Origin of the sequence: Methanosarcina sp. UBA5, from assembly GCF_002505485.1 — an archaeon.
In the GTDB taxonomy this organism is placed as follows: Archaea; Halobacteriota; Methanosarcinia; order Methanosarcinales; family Methanosarcinaceae; genus Methanosarcina.
The window spans coordinates 78,725-102,378 of record NZ_DAVG01000114.1 but is presented as its reverse complement, the minus strand read 5'-3'; the positions used below and the strand labels follow the sequence as shown (position 1 = coordinate 102,378).

Annotated in this window: 21 protein-coding genes and 1 tRNA gene; 9 read left to right on the top strand and 13 right to left on the bottom strand. The window is 40.1% G+C overall.

Annotated elements, in window-relative coordinates:
• Positions 1 to 494: 494 nt before the first annotated feature.
• From BP621_RS14720 to priS, 11 genes are all read right to left on the bottom strand, one after another.
• Positions 495 to 1,721: a homing endonuclease associated repeat-containing protein gene (locus BP621_RS14720; RefSeq protein ID WP_292391296.1), complete on the bottom strand. Its 1,227-nt coding sequence runs from the start codon at positions 1,719 to 1,721 to the stop codon at positions 495 to 497.
• A 114-nt stretch (positions 1,722 to 1,835) separates the two neighbouring features.
• Complete coding sequence (locus tag BP621_RS14715) at positions 1,836 to 2,912, bottom strand: tyrosine-type recombinase/integrase (protein ID WP_292391295.1); 1,077 nt, start codon at positions 2,910 to 2,912, stop codon at positions 1,836 to 1,838.
• Positions 2,913 to 2,959: 47 nt separating this feature from the next.
• Positions 2,960 to 3,043, bottom strand: a tRNA-Ser gene (locus BP621_RS14710).
• A 148-nt stretch (positions 3,044 to 3,191) separates the two neighbouring features.
• Positions 3,192 to 4,565 (bottom strand): TIGR00375 family protein, encoded by a 1,374-nt coding sequence (locus BP621_RS14705; RefSeq protein ID WP_292391293.1) that lies wholly within the window; start codon positions 4,563 to 4,565, stop codon positions 3,192 to 3,194.
• A 99-nt stretch (positions 4,566 to 4,664) separates the two neighbouring features.
• Positions 4,665 to 5,435 (bottom strand): proteasome assembly chaperone family protein, encoded by a 771-nt coding sequence (locus BP621_RS14700; RefSeq protein WP_292391291.1) that lies wholly within the window; start codon positions 5,433 to 5,435, stop codon positions 4,665 to 4,667.
• 9 nt (positions 5,436 to 5,444) lie between these two features.
• Positions 5,445 to 5,600, bottom strand: a complete 156-nt coding sequence (locus BP621_RS14695) for an RNA-protein complex protein Nop10 (protein ID WP_292391289.1) — start codon at positions 5,598 to 5,600, stop codon at positions 5,445 to 5,447.
• Between the two features lie 6 nt (positions 5,601 to 5,606).
• Positions 5,607 to 6,416, bottom strand: coding sequence for a translation initiation factor IF-2 subunit alpha (locus BP621_RS14690; RefSeq protein ID WP_292391287.1), 810 nt, complete (start codon positions 6,414 to 6,416; stop codon positions 5,607 to 5,609).
• 73 nt (positions 6,417 to 6,489) lie between these two features.
• Entirely contained in the window at positions 6,490 to 6,678 is a 189-nt protein-coding gene (locus tag BP621_RS14685) for a 30S ribosomal protein S27e (protein WP_011306561.1), read from the bottom strand.
• 6 nt (positions 6,679 to 6,684) lie between these two features.
• Positions 6,685 to 6,963: a 50S ribosomal protein L44e gene (locus tag BP621_RS14680; RefSeq protein WP_292391286.1), complete on the bottom strand. Its 279-nt coding sequence runs from the start codon at positions 6,961 to 6,963 to the stop codon at positions 6,685 to 6,687.
• Positions 6,964 to 7,408: 445 nt separating this feature from the next.
• Positions 7,409 to 8,131, bottom strand: a complete 723-nt coding sequence (locus BP621_RS14675; protein WP_292391285.1) for a DNA replication complex GINS family protein — start codon at positions 8,129 to 8,131, stop codon at positions 7,409 to 7,411.
• Complete coding sequence (priS, locus tag BP621_RS14670; RefSeq protein ID WP_292391283.1) at positions 8,097 to 9,341, bottom strand: DNA primase catalytic subunit PriS; 1,245 nt, start codon at positions 9,339 to 9,341, stop codon at positions 8,097 to 8,099. The genes BP621_RS14675 and priS overlap by 35 nt, the downstream gene beginning before the upstream one ends.
• A 451-nt stretch (positions 9,342 to 9,792) precedes the next feature.
• On the opposite strand from priS, the gene BP621_RS14665 reads away from it, so the two are divergent.
• Positions 9,793 to 10,596, top strand: coding sequence for a formylglycine-generating enzyme family protein (locus BP621_RS14665; RefSeq protein WP_292391281.1), 804 nt, complete (start codon positions 9,793 to 9,795; stop codon positions 10,594 to 10,596).
• A gap of 1,412 nt (positions 10,597 to 12,008) precedes the next feature.
• Here BP621_RS14665 and glmM read toward each other — a convergent pair.
• Entirely contained in the window at positions 12,009 to 13,367 is a 1,359-nt protein-coding gene (glmM, locus tag BP621_RS14660; RefSeq protein ID WP_292391279.1) for a phosphoglucosamine mutase, read from the bottom strand.
• Between the two features lie 277 nt (positions 13,368 to 13,644).
• On the opposite strand from glmM, the gene larE reads away from it, so the two are divergent.
• The 5 genes from larE (at position 13,645) to BP621_RS14635 (ending at position 19,791) form a co-directional block, all read left to right on the top strand.
• Positions 13,645 to 14,463, top strand: a complete 819-nt coding sequence (larE, locus tag BP621_RS14655; RefSeq protein ID WP_292391277.1) for an ATP-dependent sacrificial sulfur transferase LarE — start codon at positions 13,645 to 13,647, stop codon at positions 14,461 to 14,463.
• 43 nt (positions 14,464 to 14,506) lie between these two features.
• Entirely contained in the window at positions 14,507 to 14,950 is a 444-nt protein-coding gene (locus tag BP621_RS14650) for a GNAT family N-acetyltransferase (RefSeq protein WP_292391275.1), read from the top strand.
• Between the two features lie 493 nt (positions 14,951 to 15,443).
• Positions 15,444 to 16,808 carry a PKD domain-containing protein gene (locus BP621_RS14645; protein ID WP_292391273.1) on the top strand — a complete coding sequence of 455 codons (1,365 nt, stop codon included), beginning with the start codon at positions 15,444 to 15,446 and terminating at the stop codon, positions 16,806 to 16,808.
• 525 nt (positions 16,809 to 17,333) lie between these two features.
• Positions 17,334 to 18,992 (top strand): PKD domain-containing protein, encoded by a 1,659-nt coding sequence (locus tag BP621_RS14640; protein ID WP_292391271.1) that lies wholly within the window; start codon positions 17,334 to 17,336, stop codon positions 18,990 to 18,992.
• 250 nt (positions 18,993 to 19,242) lie between these two features.
• Complete coding sequence (locus BP621_RS14635; RefSeq protein WP_292391270.1) at positions 19,243 to 19,791, top strand: DUF531 domain-containing protein; 549 nt, start codon at positions 19,243 to 19,245, stop codon at positions 19,789 to 19,791.
• A gap of 120 nt (positions 19,792 to 19,911) precedes the next feature.
• Here BP621_RS14635 and BP621_RS14630 read toward each other — a convergent pair whose 3' ends face one another.
• Positions 19,912 to 20,193: a hypothetical protein gene (locus tag BP621_RS14630; RefSeq protein WP_292391268.1), complete on the bottom strand. Its 282-nt coding sequence runs from the start codon at positions 20,191 to 20,193 to the stop codon at positions 19,912 to 19,914.
• 54 nt (positions 20,194 to 20,247) lie between these two features.
• Here BP621_RS14630 and BP621_RS14625 point away from each other — a divergent pair, with 54 nt between their 5' ends.
• The 3 genes from BP621_RS14625 (at position 20,248) to BP621_RS14615 (ending at position 23,645) form a co-directional block, all read left to right on the top strand.
• A complete protein-coding gene (locus BP621_RS14625) occupies positions 20,248 to 20,400 on the top strand; it encodes a hypothetical protein (protein ID WP_292391266.1) in 153 nt (50 codons plus the stop codon).
• Positions 20,401 to 20,442: 42 nt separating this feature from the next.
• Complete coding sequence (locus BP621_RS14620; RefSeq protein ID WP_292391264.1) at positions 20,443 to 21,624, top strand: cysteine desulfurase; 1,182 nt, start codon at positions 20,443 to 20,445, stop codon at positions 21,622 to 21,624.
• A 344-nt stretch (positions 21,625 to 21,968) separates the two neighbouring features.
• Complete coding sequence (locus BP621_RS14615) at positions 21,969 to 23,645, top strand: type II/IV secretion system ATPase subunit (RefSeq protein ID WP_292391262.1); 1,677 nt, start codon at positions 21,969 to 21,971, stop codon at positions 23,643 to 23,645.
• The last annotated feature ends 9 nt before the right edge of the window (positions 23,646 to 23,654 follow it).

The window sequence follows — 23,654 nt, the reverse complement described above, 5'->3', positions numbered from 1 at the left end:
ATATCTTTTTGAATCGGAGTGAATTCCATACTTCCACCACCATTTTTACATACTTTTATCAGAATTTATAAGGATAACGTATACTATCCAGTAACGATAAGATAAATTTATGCGTATATGTATTTGCCATAATTATCTATTATCCGACTTTCAGCAGGTATATTATTTTTTGTACTGTTTTATTGGTTGCATTTTTACTGGAAAAAACACTATCTTTTCAAACATCACTGCAGAAACGGGTTGTGTCCTCAAGTCATTGATCAAATATGGAAAATAAGTATATCTTCCAATTTTTGGAAATCTTCTTTCTACAGCTCTTTCTCATAAAACTCAAAGAAAGTTTTTATATTGTTAACCTCCTATTTTATAGTAGGGTTTACATAACGGAGTTGCTTCAAGCTGTTTTAATTTAATGGATCATGTTTTCTTCCCTGAATACATTCTCGAATTTTGATGGATAACATGCCGAGGAATGAAAAAATAAAAGAAAAAAGTTAATTTCCATAATAAGGGTCTGTGTCTTTAGTGAATGTACCATTTACTAATTGTTCAAATCTATCTTTTTTACGCTTAATGTAAAAATTATCATGCCCATATAAAAACTCATAAATCTTTTTACATTCTTTACCTTCGACAGCTATCTTAAAATTATATTCACATTCTTGCACGTTACAACTAACGTTACAGTATTTATCTAAAAATGAACTGTAATCACTACATACTTGTTTTGATCCACTTATTGTAAAAATGGGATACAAATTTGTACCTCTACGGTAAGCAAAATCAATAGAACCATCCCCATCGAAAATTCCTCTACAAACTGCCGCCGCTTCTTCTCTAGTTTTTATATACCAATAAGGTATTCCTACAATCTTAGCTTTCCTTGGTACAATACCATATAATTCTAAATCTTCTTTCCATTGTTTACAAGACTTAGTAATTCTATAGTATTTATGATCATACTGTTGAGTCCATGCTCCTTTAACTTCGAGAAATGAGGTATCAAGTTCCAGATATTTGTATATGGCGTATAAATTATCTTTATCTGTTTCGTGAGTAGTAATAGATAAGGAATTGCGGTAAATGTTTCCATCAGTTATAATATAACCAACGATGTACCATTTCCACAAATTCATATTTTCAGGACTGAAAAAATGTGGATCTATTCGTCCTTCAAAGTGAATATCATTAATAGCTTCATTCATTGAACCATAAGTTTTTCTTATCTGTTGATAAGTCATTCCCATTTCTTTAAGATCTTCTCTTGTTGGAATTTTACCATTTTCTTTATAGAATTGTTGAAATCTAATTTTTATTTCGTCTTTTGTTAATGACACAAGTCTTTCCGGAACAAATCCAAATACTTCTTTTATTGCATTATTCCATGATCCAAATTCTAGTAAGTATAATGAATAACATGGATACCCACTACTAGCAGTAAATTCTCTTTTTTGTGGGATTCTCCCATTCTCATTATAAGATCGTATTAATGCTAGTTTTAATTCTTCTCTTGTATATCTAACGCAATTTGAAGAAACATAATCAAATATCTCTTTTAAAGCATTAGGCCAAGATCCAAAAACTTCTTCATAGTAAATAAATGAGGGATACCCCTTATAAACCATCATATCATGCTTTGTTGGTATTCTTCCGTTTTCTCTTTGAAATCGAAGTGCTTCGTCAATTAATTCCTGTCTAGTATATTTTTTTGGTATTCCCATATTTTCAACCCCCTGAAATTTAAAGTAGAATACAAATGAAATCCATCTATATTTTGTACAATTCTAGTGCGAGTATATTGTATGACCTACTCTCAAAAAGTTAAAAATGTGGAGTTATAGAGAATTTCCCAATAATTCTGTGATTTTTGCCTCAACTAATTTGCCTACTTTTGCTTCTATTATTGAAGACAAGTCAAGTTTTGGACTTTCAAGTTTGTTTTGGATGTATTCTATTCTTGGAGCACCTTTTTCTGTAACTCCATTTGCCTTCAAAATAGCATCATCTATATCACGCCCTGATAAGTGCACATACACACTAGGCATATCTGAGCCCTGAACCCATCCAAAATATACATTCATTTGGGCTTCTGTGAGGTAATTTGCCATGTAAGTACAACGTGAATGCCGGAACAGATGAGGATGGATTTTTTTGTTAATGCCTGCCCTCTTAGCGAGCTTATTCAATCTCATTCTGATAGTACTGTATTGCATAGGTTCAAGTTCCGTTGTCCTTTTAGCAAACTTAAACCACATCGGCGCTTCAGGGTCATTCTTACCAGGATGATCTTTAATCCAGTCATTAAGGTAATCTACGCTCCACACTGCTCTAACTCTTCTTTGACCTGTTTTTCCAGTAACCAATATCGAAATACCAATATCATCATGTTTAACGTCTTTAATGCGCAAGTTGCCAAGTTCTCCAATTCGAGCCCCAATATCCCAAAGTAACGCAATAATGGCTTTATCACGTTTGTTTGTTGCCGTATCAATTATACGCTGCACTTCATCCTGTGTTAACATGTCATCTGGCAACTTGCGATCATATCTTTTAAGAGTTGTCTTTATCCATTTTGTTGCTGGATGTTCTTCTCCACCGTTTAACCACCTATAGAACTTCTTGAGTGAGACTTTGTAGTCGTGTTTAGTCCATTCACTTAGAGATGACCTTTCGATACTACCAACATACGCTCTTATATCATCTTCAGTTGCCATATCAAAATCAATTGAAATGGACTTGGCAACGATCTTAAGAGTCGATAAATATTTGAGGGTACGATTCTCACCTATACCTTCGGAAAAGCAGTAGTTCAAGAAATTCAAAATTAGCTTTCGATTAGTTGAAGATAAATCAGAACATATCAAAGAATCTAACTGTCTTTGAGTATTCAGTTTATAAAACACTACTTCCACAAGACCACCGTCCTATGAAAATAGGCTTCAAACCTTTTTAGAATGTACGCCCAGGGCAGGATTTGAACCTGCGCTCTCCCAAAGAAGAAACGGTTTTCGAGACCGTCGCCTTACCACTAGACTACCTGGGCATTTTGTTTTAAAGTGAGAAAAATTTTCGGGTACTGCTCGGCGTATTCAATACAACGTGTTTCAAATGCAGGGTAAGTGGATATACTTTCTTTCATATATATTTTGCCATAAACAGCATCTATACCTCAAAAATCTGAGGTTGACACCTCAAAAATCGAAAAGTGAACTCTGACCTGCATCATCCGGTTCCTTAGTATCCGATTCTTGATTATCCGGCCCTTCTTTTTCGGCTTTGCCGGTCTCTTTCCTGGGTTTTTTTTCCCTCTTTTTTTCGGGTTTGCTTGCTTTCCCGGGATTTATCTTCTCAAGATCTGTAAATGAAAGCTGTCCATTGTGTCGGGTTTCTTCCCCTTTTAGGTTTTCAGGCAGCTCAAGCCAGCCATACTGGCCACCTCCGCCTGGATGGATTATAACATCGCCTTTCCTGAAAGCCAGAATCGCGTTTACGATCCGGTCGTCACCCACGACTTTCAGGTCTTCAGGCTCGGAATAAATAAGAGCTTTGACTTCGTTCCCAAAGCGTTCTATAAGTTTGTTCCAGGCCGTTTGCACTCCTTTTGTCTGGACGCTTGCATGGCCGAGCGCCATCTGGATAATCTCGGCGAGAGGAATAAGATGAAGGTAAGGAGGACGGTAGTCAGGGTGCTCTGGCTCTTTAAAGTCTGCTAGTTCATTAACGCGGTCGAAAACTCCTTTCTTTATGACACCTCCACAGATCGGGCAGCGCCATTTATTTTCTACGGCTTCAGGCAGCGGATACTGGGTAAAACACTTAATGCAGGCTGACCGATTGTATTTACCTTCTTCGGGAAAGAACCCTACATTCAGAGTAGCTTTATACCCCTGTTGCCTGAGTATGGCTTTTTTCAAGCCGTCAAAGGTAAGTTCAGGAACATCAAACTGCGTAAACTCCCTTGCCAGTTTATTGGTCGAAGGGGAATGGGCATCGGAATTTGAAAGAAAAGTCAGGCGGTGCAGATTTTCGATTCGGTCGGCATAGTCACTGTCTGCACTCAGGCCGAGCTCCAGAAAAGAAATATAATCTGTCATGTCCCCATAACAACTTTTCAGGCTGTCATGGTAACCATAAAGTGCAGTCCAGGGAGTGAAGGCATGGCAGGGGCCGATAAGAGCTCCAAGATCTTTTGCAATTTCTGCAATTTCACTGCCATCCAGCCTGACACTCGGACGGCCATCGGCTTCAAGGTTGCCGAAAGGAGCAATGCGCTCTGCCAGTTCTTCAGCTTTTGAAATAGAAGGTAAAATCAGGAGATGATGCACGCGTTTGATGTCTTCTATCTCGGTAGTTGGGATGAAATAAATCTCATCTATATGGATTTCTTCATTCGAAACGGATACCCTTTTGATCTCTTCGAGCCATTTTGGATGAGTACAGTCTGCAGTACCGATTAATTCCATCCCTTTTTTTGAAGCCTCCCTGGCAATTGTCGGCAATTCCATTTTTCTGGAAGATGCCATGGAGTACTTTGAATGGAGATGGAGGTCTGTATTGACTTTCATTTCCTTCCCTTTACCGGAAAATCTAATTTTTAGCGTTCGCTTTAATTAAATAGCTAGATTAATATTATTTTTAATTCCCTGTTTATATATAAGACCCTATTATCCTATGTAGCGCAGGTCTTCTTCTGTAGGCTTGACTTCCTGGATTGTCTGTTGCTCCTCTTTTTCCTTTAGCTTCTCAAGGATGCTTTCCATTTCCTCAGCCTTTTTCTCAAGAGACTCTGTGTTTACCTCGATTCCGAATATTCTACAGAGCACCTTTAGAAGGGACTGGGCGCTTTTAGGGTCCATTAAATATCCCGGGGTCATACCCATAAGGCAGGCAGCATCAATACCTCGCATCTTGCTAAAAGCTACAAGCAGGCCCGATGCTCCAACTATACCTCCGCTGGGTTCGGATTCCCTAAACTCTACTCCATACTCTTTGATCTCTTCGATCAATTTTGTATTATTTGCGACCCCAAGGACGGTATCCTCACAGGTCAATTTGCCTGTAGGATACCCTCCGAGCGTGTAAATCCTTGATACTCCAAATTTCTGTGCAATGTCGAGATAAAGCGAACAGAGTTCGTAATGTCCCTGTGAGGTGGTGCTCTGATGGTCTCCTACAAGGAAAAGAACATCATTCTCTTTCACTTTTGCGTAGTATATAATATTGCTCACAGGACGGACCGTACAGTCTTTATTGACCAGGACCTGAGGTGGAAAATGTGGGGAGTAAACTTCTATAATTTTCTCAGCCCCAAGTTCATCTACCAGATGCTCTGCCACTAGCTTGCCTACAAGTCCTACTCCTGGAAGTCCCACTACAAGGATTGATTTATTGAGTTCAAAATTTTCTTTCAGGCGGACAAGTGTACTTTGTTGCATAACAATTCCTTATCCTTTCTTTGCCATTCTGCGGTACCTGCCATAAGGGTCCTGAGGAGAAAAGCGGGCCGGATGTGCGGGAAAAACTTTTCCCCCACAAATCGGACAAAACTCCCTTAAAGTGTACCTGCCGCAATTTTTGCATTTGCGGATCTTTTGTCCCAAAGGGTATCACGCCTTTGCCGATTCAATATGCCGCTTAAAAGTCCCATGTCCGCCAAGTTTGGCAATGGTATCGACTGCTGTCTGGGCAGATTTTTTAAGGACTGATTCAGCTTTCTTGTAATCCGGAGCGATTACCTTGATTCTATATCTTGGAGCCCCTGTATAACTTATTTCGAGCCTGATGTCTTTTCCATCAACGTCATTGATAGAATTTGCAGCACTGAGGGCCTGCTTTATAACTTCTATGCCGTTTGGAAGGTTACAGGTAAGATCCACATAGCCTGCAATGTCTACAAAAGGCAGTTTGATGTTTTCCCCTGCTATTTTAATTATGCTCTTTAAATATTTTTTATTAACTTTGACGCTCTTAAAGGCTTTTTCCCCTTCTATGGCAGCTTCTTCAAAAGCAGTATATGCACTTCCAAACTCTTCTACGAGTTTTTCGTGCAAAGCTTGCAAGGTACTATCATCATCGGTTTTTGTCTCTTCAGCCACGAACTGGAGCCATTTGGCGGCTTTTTGCTCATTTTTCCATTCCTGGATTTTAGCGCGCCTTTGATGATCGTTTACGTCTTTCAATGAAAGGTCTATGTGGCCGCGGGAAGGGTCCACGTTAAGAACCTTGCAGACTATCTTCTGCCCTTCCCTTACGTAGTCCCTGACGTATTTGACCCAGCCTGCTTTAATTTCGGAGATATGGATGAAACCTTCTCTTCCTCCGAACTCCTCAAGCTCGACATAGGCTCCGAAATCCGTCACATTCTTTACAGTACAGACAACGAACTCTCCGACTTCGGGCCAGTTATCGTTTCCCATTCGCACCACTTCTCTAGTTTTATCTCTTTATTACTTGTTACTCTAATGTTGTAAAGTGCTTTTACCTGTTCGGTTATTCAAGCACTTCCAGAATGTGAGTAGTAATTGTCGATTTTCCACCGGTTGGTTCGGCAAGGGTCCTTCCACAGACAACGCAGGTGATTTTACGGCTGGCGCTTCCGAATATGATCTGTTCGTTTTCGCAGTCGTTGCACTTTACGCGCAAGAACCTGCTTTTTGGCCTCTGGATATAATCTACCATTTTATCTTACTCCTTGAACTCAAACTTCTTTGCCCTGAAACAGGGTCTCTGGTGGGCTTTTTTACAAACTGTGCAACGGTATCTGAGCCAGATGCGTTTTGTGGGCTTATCGCCACCGGGCACCTTGGAGAATTTTCCGCTGTTTCCTATGCCTTGCTGTCTATTCTTCTGTCTTGTAATGTGAGCCATGGATGAAGCCTGCCCTTTCTTAACCCTCTCAACAACTACTTCCTGATGGGTTTTACAGTAAGGGCAGTAAGTCCTGAACCTCTTTGGAATCTTCATTCTTAACACCTTTTTAATGATTATTGGTATTCAACTTGCCTTCTCCGGCTTTTGCGGAAAGGCACTATATTACATATGGAATAATACGTATGGCGTTACGTATGGCGTTTAGATCCTGGGAAGATCTTATTTGGGAAGCCTTTGATTGGATGAACTTGATATTTTTCAGACCTCTTTCGGTCTCGATATCACGATTGGAAATCTTCTATCAAGGCGAGGTCAAAAAGCATTAACAAGGTTAAGATACTACTAGTTTTTGCTCAAGCTTTTTCTTAAAAAGCTTGGTACTAACAAGATTAAGCTACACAAATATAGCTACACATATAAATACTCATACTATTACCTGATAGGCTTTCTGGCCTTCATGGCTTAATTTAGAATCTCCAACACTTTAAACTCTGCCGTCTTATTTCTCAAGCTAAAACAAGCTGTAAATCTCAGGAAATTAATTTTTTTCGGGAAATAAGTCTTTTCCGGAGTCTTCCCGTCCGACAATCAGTTTAGCTGCGTTTCGCTTTATCAGCCCTGTAGCATTGAGCTGCGGCAAAACTACGACTTCTTCGGCACTGACCGTATAATTCCGGCCGTCTGCGCCTGTGAAGGTCGGCAGATCCTTCAGTACTCGGACAACAACGTATTCCTCATTTATATTGTTTTTGTCTGGGACTGCTCCTGTTTCCCCTCTGTCTGCAATAACGGGAATCCCCATTTTTGCTTCCATTTCCCCTTCGAAACCGGCAGAAACTCTTCTTTCCACGATTTCAGGCCAGACTGCAGTATTCTCGGAACTAGGATACAGGATAGGACCTAAAAGTTCGGTTTTTGCGGCTTTAATTCCTTGAAGTACAAGATCATAAAGCCTCTTTTCCACAGGAAGTAGTTTTTCGATGTCCTTCGAAATAGGTTTATTCGCATTAGACTGAATTGTTGCCCTGGTTATAACCTTTCCTATCCGTTTCATGAAGATAGTCTCAAGGTCCGAAAGTGCTCTTTCATGCTCGTCGTGAAGCATCTTGAACTCAGGAGAACGGGAATTGCCGATTTTTCCTATCTCCTCTTCAAGTTTCCGGACATATTTCTCAGCCTCCAGATAAAAATCAGCCGGAATTGTCTTTAATGTCTGGCTCTTTTCTTTATACAGAACCTGGCTGATTTCTTCTGTGTCCATACTCCGCAACACCTCTACAAATTAGATACACTGCCGCATACTCAGGAACCTCCTGTATGCCCTCTTCTACTCTTAAATCCTTGCCCTTTAATTGTACCGAAAATGGCTTTGAAACTGTTACCTTTACTGGCCTTTCACCAAAGATAACGGCATCGGTAAGTGGGTCAAACTTCTCTAACTCGGATAGAGCAAGTTTTTTTACCAGCATCCCTGACCCACCGTGCAATGAACCCGGCACCCGAATCAAACGTTTGATGTCCGCAGTCACGGGTTCGTCAACACTGGCCCCGAATCTGTGCAGGAAATCTTCAACAGACTCTCTCATAAAATAGGCAGCAATATCCTTAAAGTTTCTGACGTCAAAGTCAAGCCTTCCTTTCTCCAAGATATCCTTCAAGCCATTTTCGCTATTTGTAAGACTGATTAGCTTTTTTACTGTAGTACCCCCGACTTTCTCGTACCTGCGAAGTTCGGAAAACATGTCCTTTTTGTATCTTTTGCCGCATTCGGCTTTCATATAATCCGTAAGATAGAGCGCAATCCTTTTTCCCCAGCCTGAATCATATCCAATAAGCGTGCATTTCAAAGGCACGTTTTTCATTCCTTTGAATGTCTTTGAGCCGGTCCCGAATTCTCCATCCATAGGAACTTCCCTGAAAAAATATTTGAAATCAAGATCTCTCCCGCTGAGATAATTTACGATCTCCCTTCTTTCAGCACTTCCAAGATTCAGGACTTTTGGGCTTCTGACATGGAAATGATATCCCCTTCCTCCGGAAAACACCAGCTCAATTTCCTGCTCCGAAAACCCGAAATCGTCTAAAAGGAAATCCATGAGCTTGAAAGTTTCCTTCTTTACAAGCTCCAGCATATCCGCATAATTTCTCGGGGCATCTGGCAGGTGGTCTGCATCAAGGTCAAAAATCAATTCTGCCCCTAGCCAGTTCTTCTCATTCATTTTCCGCGCATCAGGATATTCATAATACGCAGTCGAATTGTAAACATGTGCAGGAGCCATGCCATATAGATAGTCAAGAGCTTCTCCGGGTGAGCCGAAGGCCTTGTGCCTGTGCATCATCTTATCAGGCATATCGTCAAAGAAGATAAAAGCCCATTCTCTGTTAGGCAGGTGGTCAGGAAGACCTATTTCGGCATTTTTGTAATATTTCTGGAAGCGGGTTTTCAAAAAACGGGCAGTTCGATTATCCATAATATCAGGGCTTCTGGGGTTTTGGATCTTAACTAGGGATTCTGATCAGGGAGTATGGTTTAGTGATTTTAATCAGGGTTCTGGTTTAGTGATTTTAATCAGGATTCTGGTTTAGTGATTTTAATCAGGAATTTTGAAAGTTTTTGGTTTGATATTTTGGTTGGTTTTTCCTAAGATAAATCAATCTCATATTTTACTTTTGCTTATAATAGTTTTTTTAAAACAGTTTTATAGCTAGTTCGGGTTCAGAAATTCTCTACACTATAATGGGATTCATAGTGTTCTTTGATCAAGATATTTGTAGCAATAAGGTTTAATTTTAGTAGGAATAACGATAAATGTCATAAAATTATACGATTTGATAAATATAAATAAGTAAAAATAAAAACTGAAAAATAAAAATTGACAATAAAAATTGGCGAATTAACGAAAGACTTGGGGTGCAGGTCTTATGGGGATTAAGAATTACATTAATACAGTCCGATACTACCTGAAAAAAGAAGAAACCGAAGAATCATCTATCCTTGAACTGGCTGATAATCCAGATGATACCGAAACTTTTACCAGCCCTTCTACAGGTATGCAATTTGTACTGATTCCGGCCGGTGAATTCGAGATGGGATCACCCTTTGAAGAGAAGGATAGATCAGCCTTCGAATCTCCGGTTCATAAAGTAAAAATTAATACCTCTTTTTATCTGGGTAAATCCACTGTCACGCAAAAACAATGGGAAAAAATAATGGGAAACAATCCTTCACATTTCAAGGGTGAAAATCGTCCTGTTGAGATGGTTGCTTGGAAAGATGCTCAGGAGTTTATCACAAAGCTGAATGAAAAAGAAGAAACTGACAAATGCCGCCTGCCCTCAGAAGCCGAATGGGAATACTCCTGCCGGGCCGGCACACAAACAAAATATTTCTTTGGCGAGGATGAGTCAAAACTTGATGAATACGTCTGGCATGCTGGAAACTCAGGCGATAAGACTCACGTAATTGGCTGCAAGAAACCAAATCCCTGGGGACTTTACGATATTAATGGAAATGTATGGGAATGGGTGCAGGACGAGTGGCATGAAAATTACAACGGAGCTCCTGCGGATGGGAGCGCGTGGGAAGATGGAAATATCTCGAATCGGGTTTCCCGTGGGTGTAGCTGGATCTGCGATACAGGGTACTGCCATTCGGCTGGTCGTTTCAAGCGCAAAACTGAGAGTCGGCTTGCCAATCTCGGGTTCCGTCTGTTGAGGGAATTATAACTTTCTTCTTAAGGAACTATAACTTTCTTCTTTTTTTAGGACCCTTCCAAATAAGTGTTATAACTAAGGATATAGGATGCTTATTTTGGGTAATATTTATGCATTTAGAGTCTGCCCTACAAAAATACACTCTAAAAACCAATTTTTTAGAAAAATAATTTACAATAATCTTTAGAATCAGTAAATTAAAGTTCTGGATAAAACTGAGTTAAAGAAATAAGATAGAATTCTTGAGACAAATTTCTGAAGAGTAGTAAAATGCGGCACTTGGTCAAGACCAAGTACCTCTTTTACTTTGCTCATTAAATCAACTAGCTCACCAATTCCACGGCAATCTGTCCCGATATATTGAATAAGACAAGAACAAAATGTTGATGCTGATTGTAAGTTCTTTTTGAGAACTTACATGAGTAAAAGTTTAGTCTGGAAGACTGAACAGTCTTCAGACTAAGTTCAATAAATTTAATATACTTGTTACTGCTACTTTTATTTGAAATCACTTATTTTTAGGTGCTCCTATATTTTTGTGGTAAAAAGTGGAAGGAGCACTTTATTTATAACCCTTTTTATAATAAATGAATAATTGAGGATTTCTACAAAGCCGAAATTTCAGTATCGACTTTGAAACCAAACCTCATTGTTCTGGATTCAATAAATTCCCTGAGATATTTGAAAACAACTTAGTTATTTTGAGACATTACGCACATGTTATCTGCTCTGATTCTGTTACTATCTTCTTCTATCAACTCCATAACCTGAATTTGAGTTTTAGTCCAGAGTTCCAGTTCATATTTAATTTTTAGGGTAGGTTTTACTTATTCTCATTCTGACTTGATCTTTACTTTTCAAATTAATTTATTAATCTTGCAGTTTCGATTGATCTTGTACTACCGGCTGTTCCTTTAATCAAACATTACATTCGAGCTTTTGCTTTTTCAGTTAGAATATGCACTTTCTGAGCTTAGGAAACTCTCATACTGACATAATTATATAAGGGAGGACCTTCCGTTTTTAGCCCTACATGTAATAAATGATTTAATGTATTTATAATTTGTTGTTACTAATTTAAAATTAAAGCATACTAATTAAATAAATATTCACCCGAGTTCCGCAAGCCTTTTTTGAAAAGACTTGAACGAAAACCTTTTTAGAAAAGGTTTGATCGAAAACTAAGTAACGTTTGAGTTTGAGGACCTCATCCCCAAACCCTATCCGGTGTGACCGAAAACCTTTTCTAAAAAGGTTTTATCGAAAACCCGAGCAGCGGCGTGATCAACCGGCGCAACGGTTGCGGAGCAACGGTTGCGGAATAGCTTTTTTGATGTTGCTGTTTTCTGCGGGTACAGAGAATTAATTTTGAATGTTTTGTTTGAGACAGGATTTAAAAGCCAGTTTAGGGAGAACTTCAGGACTCATTTGAGAACTGAAGCTTTTTCTGCTCTTATGACCATTTGCAGGCCTTCCTGCATGAGTTCTTCAGCTCGTTCTTGCTTTTTCGCTTCGGCGAAGATTCGGAATATCGGTTCCGTGCCTGAGGGGCGGATAAGAACCCAGCCGTCTTCATACCAGATTTTTACTCCGTCGATGGTATCCATTTTAAGCCCAAGGCCTGATGCTTCGTATTTTACTGTTTCCATTGTGGCTTGCGTACTTACAGAGGGAATTTTGGTTTTTGCGTTGAAGTACTGAGGTACACTCTTAGCAAGCTCGGAAAGCTTTTTTCCGCCAGCCAGGATTTCAAGGATTTTGGCACAGGCCATTGCTCCATCCCTGCAATACTGATGCTTGGGGAAAATAAGGCCTCCATTGCCTTCGCCTCCGAAGACCGCGTTTACTTCCATCATCTTCCGGGCAACGTTGATAGAGCCGACTGCTGTCCAGTAAAGATCGACGCCTGCGTCTTTTGCTACGTCGGCCATACGCTGTGAAGAGCTAACAGGAGTTACTATAGGCCCTTTTTCGCGTTCAAGCATATATTTTGCCATCATGGCAAGCAGAACCTCTTCATTTAAGAACTCACCATTTTCGTCCATAAAGACCATTCTATCCGCATCCCCATCGTGAGCTGCTCCGAGATCGGCCCCGGTCATTTTCACAAGTTCGGAGAGCTCTGTTAAAGCATCGGGAGTGGGTTCGGGATTTCGCCAGGGGAAGGTCCCATCAGGCTGAGCTCCAAGAGTCAGCACATTGCAGCCCAGTTCTCTGAGCAAGAAGGGGAGAGTAAGCGAACCTGCTCCGCAACCGGTATCAACAACTACCTTGAGTTTGCGGCTTCGAATCTTTTCGGCATCTACTGCGTTGATAATGTTCCTGATATAGTACTCATTGACTCCGGGATCGATCCTGAAACTGCCGGTCTTCTCCCAGGATACAATGGAATATTTTCCTGAAAGGTATATTTTTTCGATTTCTCTTTCTCCATCCCTGGGAAACTCCGTGCCATCTCCAGCAATTAATTTGATTCCATTATATTGTCTTGGGTTATGGGACGCAGTAATAACAATCCCGGCGTCGGCATAATCGCGCACATAATACTGAATAGAAGGAGTAGGAAGCGTTCCCACGTCAATTACATTCAGACCTGTTGAAAGAGCCCCGGCAATTGCGGCAGATCTCAGCATCTGACCTGAAATCCGGGTATCACAGCCTATAGCAACCGTGCCTTTCGAACCCATATATGTACCAAGGCTCCTAGCTAAATTGACAGCCAGTTCTGGATTTATATATTCATTGGCGATACCACGTACACCATTAGTTCCGAATAATGCCATGTAAGGTCTCCGTCTTTGTAACTTGAATGAGATTCTGCCACTCAGGCAAATCTGCTCTTTAATTTGAATTATTATAGTAAATAAAGCTCTGATACAAAACAACGCTCTGGTAATAAAAACATTACAACAATTTCAAGATGCCGCTATTTTGAGAAGACTCAAACTTAGAAATAGTGTCCGTTAAGTAAACCCATAAATCCCCTCTTTAGGCTGTTTCAAGTTTCCTGATTATAAAGCTGGCAAATACATATATCTTATTAGTTAAAATCCGTTATTAATGGCCACTGAAAAGATAGAACTGATGAAGGAGGCTATAAAAGCCAGAGGAAGTGCGGTCATTGCATTTTCAGGAGGAGTAGACAGTGCGACTCTTGCAGCCCTTGCTTTTGAGATACTTGGGGAAAAGGCCCTTGCCGTAACCATAAACTCACCACTTTTTCCAAGGAAACAGCTTGAAATAGCTGTCGAGACAGCCTGCGAGATAGGAATTGAGCATAAAATCCTCTCTTTCTCCCAATTGAACCTTCCTTATTTTTCCGCGAATACACTAAACAGGTGCTATTTTTGCAAAAAGGCTCTGCTTGAAACCCTGCTGGATTTCGCGGAAAAAGCGGGATATGATGTTGTACTTGAAGGCACAAACTTCTCCGAAATACATGGGGAAAACCGTCCGGGGTACAGGGCGATTCAGGAAGCCGGAGAAAAGGTCTTTTCTCCTTTCGTGGAATTTAACGTGACAAAAGAAGAAATCAGGGAGGCTGCTTCCAAACTTTTTCTTTCAGCAGCCAGCAGGCCGTCCGCAGCCTGCCTTTCTACCCGTATTCCCTACGGGCAACCAATAACGGTCGAGGTTCTTCAGAAAATCGAAAAAGCCGAAGAATTTCTCTATTCCCTGGGTTTTACCCAGTTCAGGGTCAGGATGCACGAAAATCTCGCTCGGATAGAAGTTATCCAGAATGAACTGGAAGATGCTTTGCGGAAAAGAGAGAAAATTTCGCGGCATTTGAAATCCCTGGGCTTTGACTACGTAACTCTTGACCTTGAGGGCTTTCGGAGTGGGAGCATGGATGAACCTTATACCTTGAGGAAAGCCTGATTCAGTAGTTACCATAAAACAATTAAGGAAAACAAGGGAAATTATGAGAGAGATCCGTATCCGAAAATCCAAAAAACCAGATATTCTGGCAATTCAGAGGCTCTTATCCACTTACTTTCTTGACATGGAAGGACTTGGACCGGAAGATTTTGTGTTGGCTGAAATTGATGGAAAAATTACAGGATGTGCTGCTCTTATAAGATCTGAATTTCACGGTAAAAATTTCCTGGAGATTCATTCTATTGCAGTCCATCCGAATTTCCGGGGAAAAGGGATTGGAACCAGACTTGTTAAGTATCTTCTAACGACTATTGGGGACCCTTGCTGCGACTTGTATGTCAGGACAACTGCCCCTATCTTTTTTGAAAAACTAAGTTTTAAAAAAATAGACAACTCTGAAAAGTTATCCCTCTGGGAAGACTGCGAAAAATGTGAACATTTTGAGAAGTGCACGCAGTACGCAATGAAACATTCATACAATAGCTAAACTTCCGGCTCAATTCTTAAGCCTCCACTCCAGATTTTCCGGACAAAAGATCTACAGCCCCCGTTAGAAAACTAATACTGCGATTCCAAAGTATGTTTATAAAACTTGACTTTTGAATAGATCCAGAGATCGCGGATTTTTCTAGGAAATAAGGAGTTGACTTTGGAATCGATGCACTAGGGAAAACAAGAGTCTTTTTCATATTCGGAATCTTAAATTGATAGGTCAACTGTTAGCTGAATAATACCTGATTTTGAGAACTTTTGAAAGAATGAAAAAGATTTCAATAGTATTTTATATAGGGACATACTTTCCATTAATCTAACAATTATTGCAAATTATTGGAATTTTAATCAAGAAATTTTTGATATTTTCCAGGTTTTCTAGCGATAGTAGCCAATTGGAAGCAAAATCAATGCTAGATATATCGTGTTTGGTTTCGACAATTGTAGAGAACAATTAACACTAAAATAATGGAAAGGAGAAAGGAGAAATGAAAAAGAAAGAAAAAGCGTATTCAATAGCTTTAGCTTCAACGTTTATAATTTTATTTTTGATTTTTGTTTCATCTACGGCATCGGGACACCTAATAGATCCTCATAACGCCACTGTACCGGAGATCAGCAGTGGATCAGGAGACTCTTCCGATGACAAAGTTGTTTTAAATGAATTATCTACAGAAGAAAATGCTACAGCTACAGCTACCGAATCTATACAACCTGCCGCGCTCAAGATCACTGAAAGGCGTATCACCACCAATGCAGCAGAGCAGTATGCCCCTGTTATCTATGGTAACAAAATTGCGTGGGAAGATAATCGTAATGGAAACTTGGATATTTACATATATGACCTTTCTACTAAAAAGGAAATCTCTACTCTCAATACATCAAATCAGTATTCTCCAGATATCTACGGTAACAAGATTGTGTGGACAGATGAGCGTAACGGAAACACCGAAATATATATGGAAGATCTGTCTGCTAAAAAGCAAACTCGTATAATTACTAATGAAGTAGATAATTGGGATCCTGCAATCTACGGTGACAAGATTGTCTGGACAGGTTATCCGGGTGAAGACTACGAAGGTTACAATATTTACATGTACGACATTTCTACTAAAAAGGAACAAATGATAGCTGCCCAAGCATATTCTCCTGCTATCTACGGTAACAGAATTGTGTGGGAAAACGATAACTTTGGATCTAGCAATATCTATATGTACGATCTCTCTACTAAAAAGCAAACTCAAATTACCAATAACGGATTAGCATACTCTCCTGCAATCTATGGTAATAGGATAGTGTGGTCAGATTCTCGCAATGAAAATGCTGATATCTACATGTACGACATTTCCACTAAAAAGGAAAAAAGAATAACCACCAATCCATCAGCTTCATATTCTCCAAAAATCTACGGTGACAGGATAGTGTGGATGGATGATCGTAATGGAAACTGGGATATCTATGTGTACGATCTCGCCACTCGACAGGAAAGTCACACTACCGATAAATCAGACCAGTACGATCCAGATATCTATGATAACAAGATAGTATGGAAAGATATGCGCAATGGAAATGCTGATATTTACATGGGTACTCTTTCAATCTCTCCAGTTGCTGCATTTTCTGCATCGCCAACTTCCGGAAAAGCTCCACTGAAGGTGAAGTTTACTGACAAAAGTGCCAATAGTCCAACTTCATGGAAATGGAGCTTTGGAGATGGCACATATTCAGCAGCTAAGAATCCTGCACACACATACAGTAAAGCAGGAAAATATACCGTAAGTTTAACAGTAAAGAATGCTGCTGGAAGTAATACTAAAACCATGTCTGGATATATTAAAGTCTCCAAAAAATAATTAACATCTATAAATTGAAAAACAAATAAAAAAGCCAAGAAGAGAGGATATTGAAATTAATCGATCAAATCTGACAAATAAGGCGAAAGTAATCCTTTTGTCAGATTTGAAAATTCTCTTTTGTATGATTTTTCAACAGCTGATCTTAAAATCCAATCCTTTAACTTATTTTAAGCTAATTTGAGATGTTCTCTGCCCTTTCCTAACATTTTGTGCTGAAACACTTAGTAGTACTGTGGATTCACTTCAATTAAACTCTTTTACTGGATAAATTTTCTTAAATTAAATATATTTGAAATTATGAAAAAGATTTCAATGGTATTTTATATCGGGACATAATAATCTATAACTTACCAACTATTATAAATAGTTGAGATCTTTGGTGAATAAGTTTTTAATGTTTCTCAGGTTGTCTAGCAACGGTAGTCAGTTGCGAGCAGAATCAATGCTTGATTTATCAATTTTCTATTTAGACAACTCTGGGGAATAATGAGCACTAAAAGAAATGGAAAAGAGGTATGAGAAATGAAAAAGAAAGAGAAAGAGAAAGCGTATTCAATAGCCTTAGCTTCAACAGTCATAATTTTGTTTTTAATGCTTGCCTCATCCATGGCATCGGCATCTCCGGAACAAAATTCACGAACCGTCGCTCCACCGGAGATAACCAGCGGAGCAGGTGACTCTTCAAATGATAAAGTTATTTTCGATGAGTTATCTACTGAAGGAATTAGTACAGCCCAGGAATCTATACCAGTCACCGCCGCGTCCAATATCACTGAAACTCGGATAACCACAAATGCATCAGATCAATACTCTTCTGCAATTTATGGTAACAGGATCGTGTGGACAGATTATCGCAATGGATATGCCGATATCTACATGTACGATCTTTCCACCCAAAAGGAGACTCAGATCACCACCGATGTATCAGATCAGTACTCTCCTGCGATCTATGGCAACAGGATAGTGTGGACAGATTATCGCAATGGATATGCCGATATCTACATGTACGATCTTTCCACCCAAAAGGAAACTCAGATCACCACCGATGCAGCAGAGCAGTATGCCCCTGTTATCTATGGTAACAAAATTGCGTGGGAAGATAATCGTAATGGGAACGCTGATATCTACATGTACGATTTATCCACTAAAAAGGAAACTCGGATAACCACTGATGCATTAGGATCGTGGAGTCCTGCAATCTACGGTGACAAGATAGTATGGACAGATGATCGCAATGGGAACACTGATATCTACATGTACGATTTATCCACTTCCAAGGAGACTCAGATTACCACTAATAAATCAGAGCAATATAATCCCGCTATTTATGGTAACAAGATAGTATGGGAAGATTACCGCGATGTTAGTGAAGAAAACTGGAACCCGAATATCTACATGTATGACCTTTCCACTAATAAAGAAACACAGATCACCACTAATCCATCAGCTTCGTATAATCCTAAGATATACGGTGACAAGATAGTGTGGTTTGATGATCGCAATGGAAACTGGGACATCTATGTGTACGATCTCGCTACTGGCCAGGAAACTCACACTACCGATAAATCAGATCAGTACTCTCCAAATATCTATGGCAACAAGATTGTGTGGACAGACTCTCGCAACAGAAATGCTGATGTCTATATGGGTTCTTACAGCTCGGCTGCATTTTCTGCGAAGCCTATTGAAGGAACTTCACCATTAAATGTTGCCTTTACTGACAAAAGCACAGGAACACCAACATCATGGAACTGGGATTTTGGAGATGGAACGAGTTCAACAGTAAAGAATCCAACCCATAAGTATTCCAGTTTAGGAAGATATACGGTGTCACTGACAGCAACAAATGCTGACGGCAGTAATACGCTAACAAAAACGGATTATATAAAAGTAGTAGCAAAGCCGGTTGCAGCATTCTCTGCATCTCCAACCGCCGCGAAAACCCATTTAAACGTAAGTTTTACTGACCAAAGTACAGGAGTTCCTACTTCATGGAAATGGACTTTTGGAGACGGAACGAATTCATCAGACCAGAATCCAATACACCAGTATTCGCAAGAAGGAATCTATACTGTAAAGCTGACAGTAAAAAATGTTGCAGGCAGCAGTACTGCAACTAAGACAAATTACATATCAGTGACAACAAATACAAGACCAGGTCCATACTCTATAAACAAATAAACCCTTAATTGAAAAACGATATAAAGTGAAGGCTAAAGGTAGTGGGGGGATTTATATATCAAATCGGAAAAATCAGAACTTTCCACCTTTTTTGGTCGAACATAATAACAGTACTTTATATATTTAATGTATATGTTGTTTTCATTATTGTTTCCATTAACCGGCGATCCCATAAATTCTGAAAATTCCCTAAAAAAGCTTAAACAAAACAGATAAAGGTTGACGAAACATTATTTTACAAAAAAGAATAATGAAGCACCTTATGCTCACCCTTGGGATAGTAAATACCTATGATAAGATTAAAGTTCTCGATGCGCATTATCGGGCAATTGCGAGAGCTGCTCCTATATGTCATGCTTTTGGATTCCACCTTGCCCTTTATGATTTTCCATTTAAGATGAACGCAGAAGAACTGGTTGCTTATGTGATGGAAAAAACCACAATAGGGGAATCGGGAAGTTATCTCAAAGTACTTTACGAAAAAAACTACCTGTCAGTATCCGATCTTCCAAAAAAAGGGTTTCCTTCTCAGTTTGGGGAGATCGTAATCACTACCTCAAAGCCTGATCCAAAAAGACAGGTTATGCCCGTAAAGATTGCCGAGGAAGCCCTTCGAAATCGCTCATTTCTGTTTCTTGTAGGACTCGGGCACAAAGGGCTTCCAAAAGAGCTTTTCGAGAGAGGAAAATATCATCTTGACATTACTTGCAAAGGACTTTCTCTTGAAACCTGTACTGCAATAGGGGCGATTCCGGCCCATCTTTCAGGGCTCATGGCAAATATTGAAATTAAAAAGTAAACTTATAATACAGATTTCTGGAATTGGAAATGGAGAGTTATTCCAATCTTTCGCTCAAAAAATTTGGTTTAATTAAAAAACTTCAAGCAAATCTAAATGATATTCCGGAATCAATATATATTACGATTGACAATTAATACTTGTTGTGGGTAAGAACAACGCTTGCTGCGCTGTTGTGGGGTTTTTTAGCCCATGGGAAATAGAGAATTCTGGCTTGCTTTCAGATTTTATCCAGAAGGATTGAAGGTTTCTAAGCCTTATTGCAGGAATTTGTCTATAGGGATTTAGAGAATGATTTTGATTGAACTTCCCTGGAAAGACTGGGAATTCTAACCTGTAATCAACTGCCGCATCTGAAAAGGCTGGGAACTTTAACCCGGATTGCAGGCTCTCGCATCCCAAAAACTACTCTGCCCCATATGTGAGCGCAAACATTGAAGAGACAGGAGGAAAATTATGAGTGAATTAAAGTATGAATTCAAGAAAAGAAAAGAACACAAACACCAGGAAAGCGGTTACCATACCGTTGTGAAGGGCTCTACTGACAGCCTTGACTCAGATGAATTAGACCTTTACCGCTTTATGATAGGCGGAGTGCAGGGTAAATAACCTGCAAAACCTTTTTTTATTTCTCGTTCCTAAAAAAGAAGCATGTACGACGTATATGCGGTCCGTGAAAATTTTCCTGTTCTTAAAGAAGTCGTGTACCTTGACAGCACGGCAACTACTCAGACGCCGATACCTGCAGTTGAAGCTATGGTCGAGTATTTTTACAGGTATGCTGGCAATCACGGGAGAGGAGCCCACCGCCTGGCCAGGGAGGCTACAAACCGCTATGAAGATGCAAGGGAAACTGTTGCGCGTTTCCTGAATGCAGCGCCTTCAAAGACCGTTCTTACGAAAAATACCACTGAAGGAATCAATCTTATTGCAAACAGTTATCCCTGGGAAGCCGGAGACCATATTGTAACAACTGTGCTCGAGCACCATTCTAATCTCCTGCCCTGGCTGCGCCTGCAGAAAAAAGGGGTAAAGGTTACGGTTGTAAGTCCGGACAGTGAGGGCAAAATCGACATCTCTTCGATAGAGAAAGCTTTTACTGAGAAAACCAGACTGGTTGCCATAAATCAGGTTTCAAATGTCTTCGGTTCCGTCCAAGATGTAAAAAGTATTACTAAACTTGCCCACCGATACGGCATAAAAGTCCTGGTTGATGGGGCTCAATCTGCAGGACATATGCCGGTCAGCCTTAAAGACCTGAACTGTGATTTTTTTGCAACTGCCGGACATAAAGGCCTGCTTGGGCCACAGGGAACTGGCGTCCTCTATATCAAAGAACCAGATGTGCTCGATAGTGCCTCAGTGGGAGGAGGTACGGTTTCAGATGTTGAGGGATGTACTTACGTGCTGGAACCTTCTCCTGCCTGTTTTGAAGCCGGCACTCCAAATATTCCTGGAGTTATAGGATTAGGAAGAGCAGTTGAGTATGTTGAAAAAATAGGGGTTCCGGAAATCGAGGCACATGAAATAAAGTTGTCCAGAGAAACTGCAAAACGGCTCTCCGAACTCGAACATGTAGAAGTCTATGGGCCTGAAGACAGGGCAGGGATAGTACCTTTTAATGTAAAAGGACTTCATGCCCACGATGTTGCCCTGATCCTTGACCAGACAAAGAAAATCTGTGTCAGGAGTGGGCATCACTGTGCAATCCCGACTATTCGCTTCCTGAACGTAGACAGCACTGTAAGAGCTTCTTTTGCACTCTATAATACCGAAGAAGAAGTAGATATACTGATAAATGCAGTTGAAGGGCTCAAGGCACTCGTTTCTTAATTTTTGGCAGAGTCACTACGAGTCGCCACCCAGTCCCGTCTTGGGAGGGCGGCCCAGATTCCACTTCGTGATCTTTTCTCACTTCTCGTGATCTTTCAAGACAATTGATGCTTGATTTTATGCAAGTCAAATACCACATTATAAATAAATTAATTAATAGCTTTTTAAGTAAACCAGTGTTTTATCTTCTTAAAAGAGTATATTTTTCAGGTAAAACAGATGTATGTGGCTGGATTTTTTTGATAAGGTTGATATTTCCGTTTGGCAGAACGTGAGTATAACATGCAAAGTTTTTATAAGATGTTTATCTTATATGACCTAAGAAGAAACCTGAAGGCGAGAGTTTGGACGAAGTAAAAGAAACGCTAGCGAAGAATAAGTTTATTTCGGGGTTACTGGGGAAAAAAGGTAACTATAACTCCATAGCGGAGGTTGTAAAAAAGGCTAGAAGTTACTTTGATAAGCCTTTGAGAACTCTGCCAGCTTACGACCCAGAAAAAGAAGGACCTCTTGTAGATTTTATAGTGCCTGACGGGTTAAAAGAAATAGAAAGATACTGGCTTCAGGAACCTTACACTTTTGTATCGATCTTGGAAGACCGTAGATCAACATATTACAGGCTTATCGAGCCTTCTCTTACAAAATTTGAGAAGGAGCTTCTTGAAAGAATTTATGAAGATTTTCAGGATATCCTGATTCTTGAATCTACGCATTCCAGATCCGAAAAGGATGCGTTTCTAGTAGATAGAGCCCTCTTTCTTCTTGAACGTTATAAAGCTGATATTTCGAAAGCAGCACTTTTAAAAATTATATATTATCTTAGAAGAAACCTGCTGGGCTACGAGAAAATCAATCCTCTTCTTTATGATCCTTATATAGAAGATATTTCATGTGATGGAGTGGGAGTCCCTGTCTATGTTTATCATAACAGATATCTCAATGTTGAAAGCAATATTATTTTTGAAGAAGAGGAACTTGATGCCCTTGTAATCAAGATGTGCCAGTTGAACAATAAGCATGTCTCTGTAAGCCAGCCAATAGTGGATGCGACAATTCAGGACGGTTCAAGACTTCAGGCGGTTTTAGGGAGAGAAATTACTCCCAGAGGCAGTTCTTTTACTATCCGTAAGTTCAGGAAAGATCCGATGACTCCCATAGACCTGCTTGGCTATAAGACATGCGACCTTGACATGCTCGTATTTTTTTGGATGGCTATCGAGAACGGTCACAACATGCTTTTTGCAGGAGGTACAGCGTCAGGAAAAACGTCTATACTGAATGCTACATCTCTGTTCATGCCTTCGACAAGCAAGATAGTCTCGATCGAAGATACGAGGGAACTTTTACTCTACCACAACAACTGGATTTCCGGGGTTGCAAGAGAAGGTTTTGCTGCAGACGCTTCAGGAGAAATTACCATGTACGACCTTCTGAGAGCTGCCCTCAGACAGCGTCCAGACTACATAATTGTGGGTGAAGTGAGAGGTCGTGAAGCACTCACGCTTTTCCAGGCAATGTCAACAGGACATGCAACAAGCTCAACAATGCACGCAGGAGATGTACAGACCGTTGTAAACAGGCTTACCCATGAGCCAATAAACGTGCCTCATGTCATGCTGCAGTCTCTGAATGTGCTCTGTATTCAGGCGCAGGTGTTCATAGAAGAAAAGAGGGTTAGAAGAACCCGGAGTCTTGTGGAAGTCCTTAATGTCGATCCTGAAACAGGAGATCTCGGGATAAATGAGCTTTTCAACTGGGAACCTTCAGAGGATTGCTTCACTAAGGTAGGGGATTCCCACATTTTACAGGAAATTATGTATTCAAGAGGATGGGATTCCGGTCAGTTGAGAGATGAGATGGAAAATCGGAGAAGAATCCTGGATTATATGTACCAAAAAAATATAAGGAACTACATTCAGGTCTCCATTGTAGTCCAGGCATATCAGACTCATCCGAAGATGGTTATGGAAGCTATAGAAAAAGATACCCTGCAGGATATGATACAGGGTATGGATGCTTGAGAGGGGAAG

Excerpts from the sequence above, each read along its gene's own strand:
- BP621_RS14720 (WP_292391296.1), bottom strand. The coding sequence starts at position 1,721 with ATGGGAATACCAAAAAAATATACTAGACAGGAATTAATTGACGAAGCA.
- BP621_RS14705 (WP_292391293.1), bottom strand. The coding sequence starts at position 4,565 with ATGAAAGTCAATACAGACCTCCATCTCCATTCAAAGTACTCCATGGCA.
- BP621_RS14700 (WP_292391291.1), bottom strand. The coding sequence starts at position 5,435 with ATGCAACAAAGTACACTTGTCCGCCTGAAAGAAAATTTTGAACTCAAT.
- BP621_RS14690 (WP_292391287.1), bottom strand. The coding sequence starts at position 6,416 with ATGGGAAACGATAACTGGCCCGAAGTCGGAGAGTTCGTTGTCTGTACT.
- BP621_RS14685 (WP_011306561.1), bottom strand. The coding sequence starts at position 6,678 with ATGGTAGATTATATCCAGAGGCCAAAAAGCAGGTTCTTGCGCGTAAAG.
- BP621_RS14680 (WP_292391286.1), bottom strand. The coding sequence starts at position 6,963 with ATGAAGATTCCAAAGAGGTTCAGGACTTACTGCCCTTACTGTAAAACC.
- BP621_RS14675 (WP_292391285.1), bottom strand. The coding sequence starts at position 8,131 with ATGGACACAGAAGAAATCAGCCAGGTTCTGTATAAAGAAAAGAGCCAG.
- priS (WP_292391283.1), bottom strand. The coding sequence starts at position 9,341 with ATGGATAATCGAACTGCCCGTTTTTTGAAAACCCGCTTCCAGAAATAT.
- BP621_RS14665 (WP_292391281.1), top strand. The coding sequence starts at position 9,793 with ATGGGGATTAAGAATTACATTAATACAGTCCGATACTACCTGAAAAAA.
- glmM (WP_292391279.1), bottom strand. The coding sequence starts at position 13,367 with ATGGCATTATTCGGAACTAATGGTGTACGTGGTATCGCCAATGAATAT.
- larE (WP_292391277.1), top strand. The coding sequence starts at position 13,645 with ATGGCCACTGAAAAGATAGAACTGATGAAGGAGGCTATAAAAGCCAGA.
- BP621_RS14650 (WP_292391275.1), top strand. The coding sequence starts at position 14,507 with ATGAGAGAGATCCGTATCCGAAAATCCAAAAAACCAGATATTCTGGCA.
- BP621_RS14645 (WP_292391273.1), top strand. The coding sequence starts at position 15,444 with ATGAAAAAGAAAGAAAAAGCGTATTCAATAGCTTTAGCTTCAACGTTT.
- BP621_RS14640 (WP_292391271.1), top strand. The coding sequence starts at position 17,334 with ATGAAAAAGAAAGAGAAAGAGAAAGCGTATTCAATAGCCTTAGCTTCA.
- BP621_RS14635 (WP_292391270.1), top strand. The coding sequence starts at position 19,243 with ATGAAGCACCTTATGCTCACCCTTGGGATAGTAAATACCTATGATAAG.
- BP621_RS14625 (WP_292391266.1), top strand. The coding sequence starts at position 20,248 with ATGAGTGAATTAAAGTATGAATTCAAGAAAAGAAAAGAACACAAACAC.
- BP621_RS14620 (WP_292391264.1), top strand. The coding sequence starts at position 20,443 with ATGTACGACGTATATGCGGTCCGTGAAAATTTTCCTGTTCTTAAAGAA.